Annotated in this window: 12 protein-coding genes; 11 read left to right on the forward strand and 1 reads right to left on the reverse strand. The window is 40.9% G+C overall.

All coding sequences use genetic code 11. The features are described 5' to 3' along the window. Nucleotides 1-11 precede the first annotated feature (11 nt). The gene (locus NYE63_RS09900; RefSeq protein WP_063234616.1) at nt 12-1,424 is read right to left on the reverse strand and encodes a sigma 54-interacting transcriptional regulator; all 1,413 of its coding nucleotides are present in this window, start codon (nt 1,422-1,424) and stop codon (nt 12-14) included. 414 nt (nt 1,425-1,838) lie between these two features. Between NYE63_RS09900 and NYE63_RS09905 the strand changes: the two genes are divergently transcribed. The 11 genes from NYE63_RS09905 to NYE63_RS09955 all read left to right on the forward strand — a co-directional run bounded on the left by NYE63_RS09905 (nt 1,839) and on the right by NYE63_RS09955 (nt 12,521). Beyond that, on the forward strand, nt 1,839-3,080 hold the full coding sequence (locus NYE63_RS09905; protein ID WP_342605722.1) for an MFS transporter: 1,242 nt from the start codon (nt 1,839-1,841) through the stop codon (nt 3,078-3,080). A gap of 110 nt (nt 3,081-3,190) precedes the next feature. Further along, the gene (locus NYE63_RS09910) at nt 3,191-4,411 is read left to right on the forward strand and encodes a M20 family metallopeptidase (RefSeq protein ID WP_342604987.1); all 1,221 of its coding nucleotides are present in this window, start codon (nt 3,191-3,193) and stop codon (nt 4,409-4,411) included. A gap of 101 nt (nt 4,412-4,512) precedes the next feature. After that, nucleotides 4,513-6,156 (forward strand): amidohydrolase, encoded by a 1,644-nt coding sequence (locus tag NYE63_RS09915; RefSeq protein ID WP_342604988.1) that lies wholly within the window; start codon nt 4,513-4,515, stop codon nt 6,154-6,156. Between the two features lie 399 nt (nt 6,157-6,555). Beyond that, nucleotides 6,556-7,884 carry a PTS sugar transporter subunit IIC gene (locus tag NYE63_RS09920; RefSeq protein ID WP_342604989.1) on the forward strand — a complete coding sequence of 443 codons (1,329 nt, stop codon included), beginning with the start codon at nt 6,556-6,558 and terminating at the stop codon, nt 7,882-7,884. Beyond that, entirely contained in the window at nt 7,877-8,173 is a 297-nt protein-coding gene (locus NYE63_RS09925; RefSeq protein WP_342604990.1) for a hypothetical protein, read from the forward strand. Before NYE63_RS09920 ends, NYE63_RS09925 begins: the two co-directional genes overlap by 8 nt. Further along, a complete protein-coding gene (locus NYE63_RS09930) occupies nt 8,170-9,252 on the forward strand; it encodes a MupG family TIM beta-alpha barrel fold protein (protein ID WP_342604991.1) in 1,083 nt (360 codons plus the stop codon). The genes NYE63_RS09925 and NYE63_RS09930 overlap by 4 nt, the downstream gene beginning before the upstream one ends. A gap of 30 nt (nt 9,253-9,282) precedes the next feature. Further along, nucleotides 9,283-9,588, forward strand: coding sequence for a PTS sugar transporter subunit IIB (locus NYE63_RS09935; RefSeq protein WP_342604992.1), 306 nt, complete (start codon nt 9,283-9,285; stop codon nt 9,586-9,588). Nucleotides 9,589-9,612: 24 nt separating this feature from the next. Further along, nucleotides 9,613-9,939 (forward strand): PTS lactose/cellobiose transporter subunit IIA, encoded by a 327-nt coding sequence (locus NYE63_RS09940; RefSeq protein WP_342604993.1) that lies wholly within the window; start codon nt 9,613-9,615, stop codon nt 9,937-9,939. 221 nt (nt 9,940-10,160) lie between these two features. Beyond that, complete coding sequence (locus NYE63_RS09945; protein WP_342604994.1) at nt 10,161-11,063, forward strand: aldo/keto reductase family oxidoreductase; 903 nt, start codon at nt 10,161-10,163, stop codon at nt 11,061-11,063. A 290-nt stretch (nt 11,064-11,353) separates the two neighbouring features. Further along, complete coding sequence (locus tag NYE63_RS09950) at nt 11,354-11,779, forward strand: DMT family transporter (protein ID WP_342604995.1); 426 nt, start codon at nt 11,354-11,356, stop codon at nt 11,777-11,779. A 43-nt stretch (nt 11,780-11,822) separates the two neighbouring features. Beyond that, complete coding sequence (locus NYE63_RS09955) at nt 11,823-12,521, forward strand: cyclic nucleotide-binding domain-containing protein (protein WP_342604996.1); 699 nt, start codon at nt 11,823-11,825, stop codon at nt 12,519-12,521. Nucleotides 12,522-12,545 lie beyond the last annotated feature (24 nt).

Here is a 12,545-nt window from a genome sequence, read left to right on the forward strand (position 1 = left end):
ACCGTTCCAGCTTATCTTTCTTCTTTAGTAATCGCATATTTCGCCAACCTGCGCATAAATAATGACTGAGTAACGCCCAGTGCTTTTGCCGCATCGCGGGTTGTTTTATGATGATGGAATGCTTGTGTGATCATTCTTTTTTCGACGCTTTCCAAAACTTCATGTAAAGAATTTCCTGCATTTAAAGAGATTGAAACGTTTTCGCAGACTGAATCGATCAAGCGTTTTGGCAAATCCTGAATTGCAACTTCATTCTCTTTTGCCATAATGACAAGCTGCTCAATTATATTTTCCAATTCTCGTACATTTCCAGGCCAATGATAGTTTTGAAGCACTTCGACCACTTTTGTAGAAAGCACTCGTTTATGGTTATGCAAGTAATTAAACTTCTCCAAATTATACTGAAGGAGACAAAAGATGTCTTCCTTCCGCTCACGAAGCGAGGGTACGCGGATCGGTAAAATATGGAGGCGATAATATAAATCAGCCCGGAATTTCCCTTCTTTGACCATATCCTCCAAATTACAGTTGGTAGCTACAATGATACGCACATCGGCTTTTACCGTTTGGGAAGCTCCAATCGGCATGTACGTTTTATTTTGCAGCAATTGAAGGAGTTTGGGTTGTAAAGAATGTGAGAGTTCGCCAATCTCATCTAAGAAAAGGGTGCCTTTCTCCGCAAGTTTGACAAGTCCGGTTTTGCCGTTCGCATTTGCTCCGGTAAACGCTCCTTTTTGATAGCCGAACAGTTCGGATTCCAGGAGCAATTCCGGAATCGCTGCGCAATTAAGATGGATAAACGGACGATCTTTCCGGTCACTCAGATGATGAATACGTTCCGCTATAAGCGTTTTTCCAACACCTGTTTCCCCTGTAATAAGAACGGTCGTTTCCACACAGGCAACTTTTTCAATTGTTTCCTTGAGCATATCATAGACCCGGCTTTGTCCGATAAAAAAAGGGACTTCTTTGGTCCGTACAAGTTTCGCTTTGAGTTTTTGTAATTCTTGTAAATAATACCGAAAAGCAGAATCCAATTCTTCAATTTTAATTTGAGAACTATAACCGACGAAATCTGGAATATCATAACCCAATGTGACTGCATATTTTGGTTCATCATTCTTGTCCAATATGAGATGTCCTGTAATTACCCCTGTTCCTTCTCCACCTTGTTGAATGACGCTGACATTTTGTTTCTTATCTAAAACTATTTTTGCAACAGACGGCTTGAAGAACCCCTCTTTTTCCAATTGTGAGACGTTTTTTCCGATTAGCTCCTCTTTCTTTTTCCCAATCAGCTTACAGCTCATGTCGCTAACAAAAAGAATCATACCGTTCTTATCGGTTATATAAATAGGTTTATTCATAAAGTTCATGATTTTGAATAAATATTCCGGTTCGATGGTTGACATATTCTGATTCATCACTTGTCTCTCCTTTGATAACGGATGGATCCACCGTTTATTTTGAATCGAAAATAATTCAAAGTTCATCATTATTTTGAGTAGCGTTGATTCAATTTCGATTCATTTGAATCGATTCATAAAAATTATACTCTAAATATTTAGAAGATTCACATAAAACAACCCGTTTACGTCCTTTTTTTATTGTAAAGTGATCTTTTTCTTGGCATAAAACTTGCATAAACAATTTGGTGTAAAGGAGGTTATGAGATCCATAAGAAAACAAAAAATAATGCACTTGAGTTAGTAAATTCGTAAAGAACTAAATTGAAGAACTGTCGTAAGAGGAAGTTGCCTTTTTACAGAAACTTGGTGCAAGCTGCAATCCATTATTTGCTGGGCATCATAAAGGGGAGGTTATGATTTGTGAAGCGTATGGCTGTTCAAGGGGACAACAGGAAGTTCATTTTGTCTCTCCTATTTGTGGGTTATATGGTTTCTTATATGGACCGGTTAGTTATGACTCTTGCTGTGGTACCGATCGGTCAAGAATTCAATCTTAGTCCGGCTGCCACGGGAACAGTAATCAGCGCCTTCTTCTTGGCTTACGCCATCATGCAAATTCCGGCCGGCTGGCTGACAGATCAGTTGGGTTACCGAAGGGTGATTATTTTTTCTATTGTCCTCTGGTCGCTTTTTACAGTCTTCACCGGTTTCGCTTGGTCGTTTACCGCTTTAATCGTGATTCGTTTTTTGTTCGGAATTATGGAGGGGGGATATCCTGCTGCCTGTGCAAAAGCCATCGCTGAGTATTTCCCTCAGAAAGAACGAGGTAAGGCACAGTCCATCTTAATGTCATCGAATTCGTTTGGCGGTCTAATTACGGGTGTTCTTGTGCCAACACTCCTGATCTGGTTAGGCTGGAGGAACTTGTTCTTTGCTCTTGGAGCAGCAGGTGTGATTATTGGAGTACTGCTTTGGAAATACATTCGGAGTCCGATTCAATTGGAAGAAGCAAAAGAACAACAACCAGTAAACAAGGATTCCATGCTCTCTTTATTGAAAATTCGTCAGACATGGGCATTGGTCCTAACGTGGTTTTCAATCAGCATTGCTTCGTGGGGCACGTCTTCATGGTTGCCCATGTATATGGTAACAGAACGCCATTTAGATTTGGTTTCCGCAGGGTTGTTGGGACTCCTTCCGACTACGGCCGCAACTCTGGGAACGGCAGCGGGTGGTTGGTTGCTGGTCAGATTTTCCGGTAGGGAGAAAATGTACTTTTTAATGAATGGACTTTTTTACACAGTATTTTTATTTTTAGCACTCTTCGCACCTAATGTTGGAATGGTCTTTACCTATTTAACACTGTCATCAATCTTTTATGGTTTTGTGTTTAGTGCAGTATACGCACTCCCTCACAAATTGTTTGACAAGAGTGTGATTGGTTCCGCCATTGGAATTATGAATTTGGGATCGATGATTGGTGGATTCATTGCACCGATCATGATGGGTGTACTCATCTCAGCATTAAAAGGTTCTTATGACGGCGCTTTCTGGTTCTTAATTGCGGCTGGTTTGTCCTCCGCGCTGATCGGACTAACCATTCGAAACAGCAATCATGTTTCTCACGGGGACGTGGCTGATCAAATACAGTCGAATGTCAAAGTAAAATAGTGGTCTTTGGCTAATGGGAATACAAATTTAGTAAGGTGGAATGGAAATGTTGATCACGAATATCAGCAATCCGATGGATTAATGCTATAACAAATAACGGGGTGATAATGATGCTAAAAAACTTATTTAGTAGACTTCAAGAGGTATATCCGGAGTTGGTTAGATTTCGCAGAGATCTTCATATGTATCCCGAACTATCCTTCCATGAGGTAAATACCCCAAAAAAGATCGCTGATGTATTAACAAACTTGGGATTGGAAGTAAGAACTGAAGTTGGCGGAAGAGGAGTAGTTGGAATCCTGAGAGGAGGGAAACCGGGCAAAACAGTAGCGCTGCGGGCGGATTTCGATGCATTGCCGATATCAGACGAGAAAGACGTGGAATACAAGTCCCGTATTTCTGGGGTGATGCATGCCTGCGGCCATGATGTTCATACAGCTGCTTTGATTGGAGTAGCCAAAGTATTAAGCGAAGTGAGGGATGAGCTCGAAGGAAATGTTGTCTTTATCCATCAGTTTGCGGAAGAGGTAATTCCAGGAGGAGCAAAGTCCATGATTGAAGATGGCTGTCTGGATGGAGTCGATGTCATTTATGGAGCCCATGTATCTTCCATTCTCCCGCTTAGTATTGTTGCAGTTGGAGAGGGATATTTAATGGCGGCCGGGGATACATTTGAAATTGAGATTTATGGGAAAGGCGGGCATGGAGCAGCTCCTCATTTGACGGTAGATCCAATTGTGGTGGGTAGCCAACTGGTGCTCAATTTGCAGCAAATCGTCAGCCGCCGCGTTGATCCATCTAAAACAGTTGTTGTCTCGGTTGGTTCTTTTCAAAGCGGACAGGCTTCTAATGTCATTCCCGACACGGCCAAAATTACCGGAACGGTACGAACCTTCGAGGAAAGCGTTCAAGATTTGATAGAAAAAGCCATTGGGCAAATTGCAACATCCACCTGCGAAGCCGCAGGAGCCACTGTGAAATTTAAGTACGAGAGAGGATATCCCACTTTGTGGAATCATCCGGATGAAACAATAAAAGCGGACAAGTTAGCAAAAGATCTTCTGGGAGAGGAAAAAGTGATACAAATCCCGCCGTATACGTTAACGGGAATGGAAGATTTCGCCTTTTATCTGCAGAAGGTTCCTGGAACATTTTTCTATGTGGGAGGTGCGAATCCGGCGATGAATGCGATATACCCGCATCATCATCCGAAATTTGATGTAGATGAAGAGTCAATGTTGTACATCGGAAAAATGTTTATTGCATTGGTTTTTAATTATCTCTCAAACAGTATTATTGATGCTGATTCTATTACTCAAGTAGAAGCTTAGTAGAAATCAATTACGTTTTGTAGGCTGAATTGGCTGAAAAACTAGAACCCCACAAAGCATAGTCATTAGAACTTGTTTATAGAAAAATAAGAGGTGATCGTATGTTTGCTGATGTTGTATTTTTAAACGGACAAGTCATTACCGTCGATTCGGGCAATCGGATCGCAGAAGCAGTTGCCGTTAAACGTAACCGAATAGAAGCCGTCGGAACAAACAAGGAAATCAAACGTTGGATTGGAGAAAGCACCAAAGTGATGGATTTGCAAGGTAGGACTCTACTGCCAGGATTTATAGATTCGCATTTGCATCTACTCGGTTATGGACTTACAAGGCTAGCGATTAATTGCAAAGACGCATCGATTCAATCCAATGCAGATTTTATCGGTGAATTGAAACGGAAGGCGGAATCTACCCCTGAAGGAGGGTGGATCGTAGCAGTAGGTTACAACGAAATGTTCATGTTGGAAGGGCGGTACCTAACCCGCAATCAGCTGGATGAGGTGTCGACGGAACACCCGATTCTAATTGTGCGACAATGTGGCCACATTATGATTGCGAACAGTAATGTGTTGGAATTGACAGGTGTAAACGACCAATCGGTCGATCCGGAAGGTGGAGTGTTCGGTCGGGACGAGTCCGGGAGATTAAACGGGCTACTAGTGGAAGCAGCCATGGATCCGGTAAAACGTGTCATGAATCCGACGGAAGAGGTCTTGGCCAGAGCGGCGGAAATCGCTTCGCACGATTTCGTATCGTTAGGCATTACGACAATTCATGATGCGGGTGGGTACGAGCCGGTCAATCTTCGCATCCTGCAGCAAGCGGTTCGTTCTGGCCGCTTAAAGGTTCGAGTGTATGCAATGGTCGTTCACGAGCCTAACTTTATCCGAATGAGAGAGACGTGCCTGTCCACTGGGTTCGGCGACGATCGATTTCGTATCGGTCCGGCGAAAATCTTTATAGACGGTGCCAGCACCGCGCCGACGCTTGCGACGCGTCAGCCATATGAGACGAATCCGGAAGACAGCGGCATTCTGTACTACACGCAAGAGAATATGAACGACGCGCTCATCGCAGCCCATCGAGATGGTTATCAAATTACGGCTCACGCCCAGGGCGATCGGGCGATCGAGATGTTGTTGAATACGTTCGAAGAAGCGCTTAGACAATATCCGCGACACAATCACAGACATCGAATCGAGCATGCCGGTTTGGCGATGCCCGATCTCATCGAGCGAATGGCTAAATTGGGCATAGTGACCGTTCCTAACCCGAACTTTTTCACTGAATTTGGAGATATATACATTAAACACTTCGGCGCTCGCAGCGACTATTTTTACCCAATTGGAGCCTGTTTAAAAGCTGGCATTGTCGTAGCAGGCGCCTCGGACAGCCCGGTCTCGAACTGCAATCCGCTTATCGGCATTCATGGGGCGGTCAACCGACTGACGCCGTCCGGCGCGGTCATTGGGGAAGAGCAGAAAATTTCCGTCATGGAAGCGATTAGGCTGTACACTTGGAACGGAGCCTACGCAAGCTTCGAGGAAGACCAAAAAGGAAGCATCGAGGTAGGGAAATTAGCCGATTTGATTGTGCTAAACGACCGAATATTGGATGTAACAATCGACAGTATTGATCAATTACGGGTTGAAATGACGATGATTGACGGGGAAATCGTTTACGAGCTGGGGAAATCTCCGGATGCAAATGATGCGTTGGAAGAAACCATTAATTTCATTATGTAAATATTCAACTACGCTATATCATTCTATTTTAAAAAGTGTAAAGAAAATATATGAATTTGATACTAGGAAAAGAAAAAAATGAGCTCTAGACTAGGCTAGTCTAGGGCTACAGATTGTCATAAAAAATTCCTTTTAAAAAAATGTGATTTCAAAAAAGAAAGCAGGAAATTGACAATGATCAATTTCCTGTTTTTTTTTAGTGTTCTAGGGGAAGCCACGAGAACACCTCTTTTTTCAGCAGAGGCTAATTAACTGCACTATGTATTCCTATGATTTAAAAGTTTGTAACAGAAACCATATTTTCAATAAAAATATTGACATAATCAATATAACGTTATAATGTTTATTTATTGTAATTGTTTGTTTTTTCAGACTCTTATTTAAAAGGGGGAAAAGTTATTGAATAATTTTATGGGGATACTAGAAATGAAAGTGCTTCCAGTTGCAAACAAAATTGGTTCACAAAGACATCTACTGGCAATCAGGCACGGTGTTCTAGCAACACTTCCACTGACGATCATTGGCTCATTCTTTGTTATTTTGTTGAATTTTCCAATCGATGGATATGATGAATGGATTGCACCTTATCGTGCTGCTTTGGATGTTCCGTTTCGGTTTACAGTGGGAGCAATGGCTTTATATGCAGCTTTTGGGGTGGGGTCAGCTCTTGCTGGCCATTATAAATTAGATCAGCTCAGTGCAGGCCTTCTTTCAGTCTTAGCTTTTCTGATTACATGTGTTGTGCCTACCCAAGTCATGGAATCCGTTCCAGGAGTGATAGAAGCGGGCCGCTGGTTACCTATCAGCTCTTTGAGCGCAGCCTCTTTATTCGGAGCAATAGTAACATCGCTGATTTCCGTTGAGATTTTTCATTTTTTAATTAAACGCGATATAAAAATCAAATTGCCGGAAAGCGTTCCGCCAATGGTTTCGAATTCCTTTGCTGCCCTTATTCCAACATTAGTCGTGGTTCTTCTTTTCTGGGGCATTCGTTATGGTTTAGGCTTTGACATTAACTCAATCATCACCACTTTGGTGTCTCCTCTTAAAAATTTATTGGTTGGTAATAGTTTAATAGGTGGTCTGCTTACAGTCTTTCTCATCGTTTTCTTCTGGTCGCTGGGAATTCATGGACCGGCCATATTAGGTCCGATCATAAGGCCAATGTGGGATTCGGCAATCCTCGAGAACATGGATGCATTTGCAAGAACGGGTAATGCGGCGAATTTGCCCAATCTATTTACCGAACAATTCATTCAATGGTTCGTATGGATCGGCGGGGCAGGATCGACCTTATCGCTTGTAGTACTGTTCTTATTTTCAAAATCAAAGTATTTGAAAGAACTGGGTAAACTGTCCTTTGTTCCAGGGATTTTTAATATTAACGAACCTATCATTTTTGGAGCGCCAATTGTCATGAACCCCATTTTAATGGTTCCGTTCATTGTTGCTCCCTTGGTAAATGTCATCGTTTCTTATACATTCTTTCAATTAGGGTTGATACCGATGATAATGGCTAAACTGCCGTTTACGGTCTTTAGTCCAATTGCAGCTGTCATCAGTACAAATTGGACAATCATGGCCGGGGTTCTGGTTATATTGAATTTCGTCATCTCATTAATGATTTACTTTCCATTTTTCAAGATGTTCGAGAAGCAACATCTACGTGATGAAAATAAAATAGAAGCGGGACCAGAAGATAAAAAAGCGGGCATTAAATATGCTTGAAATAATTTTCGCAACCCTATCATTTATAGGGGCTCAAATCATTTTTTCCAGAACAGGGCTAGGTGAAAAATTAACACCCTGGAAATCGGTTGGCCTGTCTATTTTAATCATTAGCTTTTCAATCATTCTGTTTAGCGCATTGGGATCGACTTATTATTTAATTGTCATTATACCAACGGTTATTTGTTCTGTAATGGTTTCCTCCCGCTACCGTGACTATTTAATGGGTTTACAGGCCAAGCGGGCTCAATGGAAAGAAAGTAGAAAAGGAGTGAATGATAGCTTATGAGAAGATTGGGTATTTCAATTTATCCGGAACATTCTACACCTGATAAAGACAAGCAATATATTAAACTTGCACATGGTTACGGTTTTGAACGAATTTTCACATGTTTATTATCGGTTTCAAAACCTTATGAAATGGTCATGGAAGAATATAAAAATATTATTTCTTATGCGAAAACATTACATATGGAAGTCATTCTTGATGTTGCGCCTGCCGTTTTCGACAAGTTTGATATTAGTTATGATGATTTAAGCTTTTTCGCAGAAATGGGAGCTGACGGTGTTCGTCTAGACCTTGGGTTCGATGGCCTGAAAGAAGCTAAAATGACATATAATCCTTATGGATTGAAAATCGAATTGAATATGAGTAATGATGTTGATTATTTATCGAATATTCTGACGCATCAGGGGAATAAAAATCTAATGATTGGCTGTCATAATTTCTATCCCCAAAAATTCACAGGTCTCCCTTACGACTTTTTCATCTCCTGCAGTAAACGTTTTAAAGAACATGGCATTCGTACAGCTGCATTTGTTACTTCACAAACTGGTGATATAGGTCCTTGGAGTATAAATGATGGATTATGCACATTAGAACAGCACCGTGAACTTTCTATTGATGTACAGGCCAAGCATCTCTGGGCAACTGGTTTAATTGATGATGTCATCATCGGGAATGCTTACGCGAGTGAAGAGGAATTAAGAATGCTGGGTTCATTACAGCGTGACATGATCGAGCTGAAGGTAGAACTTCATTCGGATGCGTCTCCAATTGAGCAAAAGGTTGTATTGGATGCATTACATCTTCGCCGTGGTGATATCAGTGATTATATGGTCCGTTCAGTCGAGGTTCGGAAAAAATATGCAAATGAAGATTTTGCAGTCCGGGAAAGTATCCCACAGCGAAAAGGGTCTGTTTTCATCGGCAATGATTCTTTTGGTAAGTACAAAGGGGAACTTCAAGTCATTTTAAGGGATATGCCATTGGATGAACGAAAAAATGTAGTCGCCCATGTAGTAAAAGAAGAACATTTTTTAATGGATTATATTAAACCATGGGGAACATTTAAATTAATTAAATAACCTGTATCTAATTTTTAAGGAGGAATTCGGATGAATATATTATTATGCTGTTCTGCAGGAATGTCCACTAGTCTATTGGTTAATAAGATGGAGAAAGCGGCGGCGGAAGAAGGATTGGACGTGAAAATCCAGGCGATTGCCACTATGGAAGTAAGGAATCACATAAATGAAGTGGATGTTATACTTTTAGGTCCTCAAGTTCGTTATTTACTTAATGATATAAAGAAAATAGGGGATGAAAAAGGAGTACCTGTAGATACGATAAATCCAATGCATTATGGATCATGCAATGGCAAGGAAGTATTGCGTACGGCCCTCCAATTAATTTCAAAATAACATACTATCAAAAGGGGTGTTAATATGACGAAAACGAAAGAGGATCTATCAGAATTATCATTTCAATTAATTCTCCATAGCGGGAATGCACGCAGTTGTGCAATGGAAGCCATCGCCTTGCAAAAACAAGGTAAATCAAGCGATGCCCAAGATAAATTAAAGGAAGCGGAACATGAGTTTGTTGCTGCACATAAAATCCAAACCGCATTGATTCAACAAGAAGTGAACGGTGAGAAATTCGAAATTCCAATGCTTCTGATTCATGCTCAAGATCACTTGATGACTTCCATGACAACAAAAGATTTAGCGATAGAAATCGTGGAATTACACGAGAAAACACAAAAGAACTAACAATATTCAGGAGGTTGCTGCGGCAGCCTTTTTCTTATGGCATGAAAGGATCACTCAAGATTAGGATTCTCCGAAATTTTAAATTATACTAAGGTTCATGGCAGTAGCAAATGATACTGACACAGATTACGAAGGTTAATCATGATAGAAAGCAGTACTAGGTAAGCCATAACAAACAACTAATTAGCAAGGTCAATCATGATATAAAAGGGGAGAAAAATATGCAAAGAGTCAATCTAACTGAGGATTTTAGTCTTTCACGCATTGTACACGGTATGTGGAGATTGGCAGATTGGAGATTTTCTACCGAGGAAATCCTATCTCTTATTGAACATGGAATGGATCGGGGCGTCACTACATATGATCACGCCGATATATATGGCAGCTATACGTGTGAGGAGATTTTTGGGAACGCACTTTCATTAAAGCCATCTTTACGAGATAAAATGGAGATCGTTACGAAATGTGGCATAGTGCTTAAATCAGAAAACCGTCCATCTCATAAAAGTCACCATTACAACACTAGTAAAACCCATATTATCAAGTCTGTTGAACAATCTCTTATGAATCTTAAAACGGATTATATTGATCTGTTACTTATTCATCGTCCGGATCCCCTGATGGACCCGGCGGAAACGGCTGAGGCGTTTAATCAATTAAAAGAATCAGGAAAGGTCCGTAACTTTGGCGTATCGAACTTCAAGAAACTGCAATGGGATATGCTTCAATCTTATCTTGAATACCCGCTTGTGACGAATCAGCTGGAACTTTCTGCGTATAATCTTGAAAACTTTGAAGATGGAACCATTAACTTATGTCAGCAAACGGGCGTGGCTCCAATGGCATGGTCACCACTTGCTGGAGGAAGCATCTTTGAGGAATCGAATGAAAAGGCTGCCCGCTTAAGAAAAACGTTAGAAATCGTAAAAGAAGAAATCGGGGCAAATGGAATAGATGAAGTGATGTATGCATGGCTGTTGAGACATCCTGCAAAAATCATTCCGATTGTTGGATCCGGTAGGAAAGAACGATTGGACAGCGCCATTGAATCACTGAACCTAAGCATGGAAAAAGAACAATGGTTTAACATTTTAACCAGCTCGATGGGACATGATATTCCGTAATGATCCTAACCTTTGAACGCAAAGAATGGAACTTCCCAATAGGGGGTCCCATTCTTTTTGCGTGAAAAAATAATTGGGGATTATTCAAGTTAATGGTAAACAAGCGAGGCCACTAAGTGATTAGTGGCCTTTGCTAATTAAAGATTGGTCTTGGCAGAGAATTTTTTTTATTTCCCAAAAAAATCTTTCATTTCAACTATAAAGCCTTGAGTCGAACAGCGGGACATATGTCCTTTCCGGAATCTTTTATCTGTTATTTAATAATGGAAAGAAAGAAGGTGGGAGACACTGTGAAAGGGATTTTCTTATCATTTTTAGGCGGAGCTTTCCTAACGTTGCAAGGTGTAGCCAATTCCCAGATCAGCCGGGACCTTAGCACGTGGCAAGTAGCAACAATCACACAGTTCATTGGTTTCATCATCGCCGGGTTGATTTTAATTATGATGCGTAAAGGGGATTCTCTAGAATTAAAAAAAGTTAAACCATTGTATTTGTCGGGTGGAACCTTAGCAGCGGTGATTATTTTCAGTAATATTTCGGCTTATAAACAGATCGGAGTGACTTTTTCGGTGTCAGCTCTATTGCTGGCTCAGCTAAGTCTTAGCTTTGTCATTGATAGCAAAGGGTGGTTTGGGGTAACGAAACAGAAGATGCAACTACCACAGTTCATTGGGCTTGGGTTGATGATGGCAGGAATCATTTTATTAGCGTTATAATTGTAAGGATATAAGTAATAGGCAGGAAGTGAATTTTAATCAGATGAAAGATATAATGGATTCGGAAAAACTCGATCACTATTTGAAGGTCCATCAGTTGAAAAACATTTTTAATGGAGCCTTGATGCCCTATTTATCTCTCTACCAGGTTGAGTCAGGTGAATGCATTTGCTCCCAAGGAGATCGAGTGAATTATTTGTACGTGCTGGTTAAGGGAAAAGTTAAAGTGTATACGACATCAGTTGAAGGCAAGAATCTGATCCTGTCATTCAAGACCCCTCTCGAAGTAATTGGCGATATTGAATACATACAGGGAATCGATATCATTAATACTGTTGAAGCGGTATCGGATGTCTATGTAATCGGCATCCATCATCAATGGTTAAAAAAGTATACCGAAGGTCAACCGGCCTTCCTCCAATTTTTACTAAGGGTCATCACCCAGAAGTTTTATGTTAAATCCAAGTCACTTAGTTTCAATTTAATGCATCCAGTTGAAGTAAGGCTTGCAAGTTACCTCCTATCTGTCTCGTTCGATGAAACAAATGCCCAAATTACTGGAAGGTTGAATACAGAGAGCTTGAAGGATACCGCAAACTTTATTGGGACAAGTTACAGGCACCTGAATCGAGTCATCCTGCAGCTTTGTAGGGACGGTTTGATTGATCGGTCCGATGGGTTCATCCAAGTTAAAGACTGGGAAGGGTTAAAGGCACTGTCAAGCCATAATATCTATGAGTAGATAGTTTATATGATTTGGAGGAGG

The sequence above is a fragment of the Peribacillus sp. FSL E2-0159 genome (assembly GCF_038643155.1).
Taxonomy (GTDB): domain Bacteria; phylum Bacillota; class Bacilli; order Bacillales; family DSM-1321; genus Peribacillus; species Peribacillus simplex.